1 pseudogene is annotated in these 747 nt (G+C 71.2%); it reads left to right on the forward strand.

Features of this window, described 5'->3' with window-relative positions:
• Nucleotides 1–19: 19 nt before the first annotated feature.
• Nucleotides 20–747, forward strand: a pseudogene (locus AC01Y6_RS10760) (type ISP restriction/modification enzyme); the annotation flags it as partial.

The following is a 747-nucleotide window of genomic DNA, read 5'->3' on the forward strand; positions in this document are numbered from 1 at the left end:
GGGGCGGTTTGGCCCCGGGATGCGATCGCACTACGCCACGGAGGTGGCCGACCGGCTCTACGCCTTAGAGGTTATGGTGGGCCCCTACGCCGTGGCCCAGCTCCGGCTCTCCCAGGCCATCGAGGCCGAAGGGGGGCGGCTTCCCCCGGGGGGCCTCCACGTCTACCTGGCGGACACCCTGGAGGCCCCCGACGCCCCGCCCCTGGAGCGGGAGTTCTTCTACGAGCGCCTGGCGCAGGAACGCCGGGAGGCGGCCCGGGTGAAGCGGGAGGTGCCCATCCTGGTGATCCTGGGCAACCCCCCCTACGACCGGGTGGAGGGGGAGAGCGAGGAAGCCCGCAAGGCCCGGGGGAAGTGGATCGTGCAAGGGAAGAAGGACCCCCAGGACCCCAACTCCCCGCCCCCCCTGGAGGACTTCCTGGCCCCCTTGCGGGCCCTGGGGCAGGGGGTACACGCCAAGAACCTCTACAACCTCTACGTCTACTTCTGGCGCTTCGCCCTGTGGAAGGCCTTCGAGCAGGACCCAAAGCGCCCCGGGGTGGTGGCCTTCATCACCCCGAGTTCCTACCTCACCGGCCCGGGCTTCGCCGGGATGCGCTCCTTCATGCGGGGGCTGGCCCACGCGATCTACGTCCTGGACCTGGGGGGCGAGGGGCGGGGGGCGGTCCGGGAGGAGAACGTCTTCAACATCCAGACCCCGGTGGCCATCGCCCTGGTGGTGCGCCACGGGGAGAAGGCCGCGGGGGA

The sequence above is a fragment of the Thermus sp. genome, from assembly GCF_056332225.1.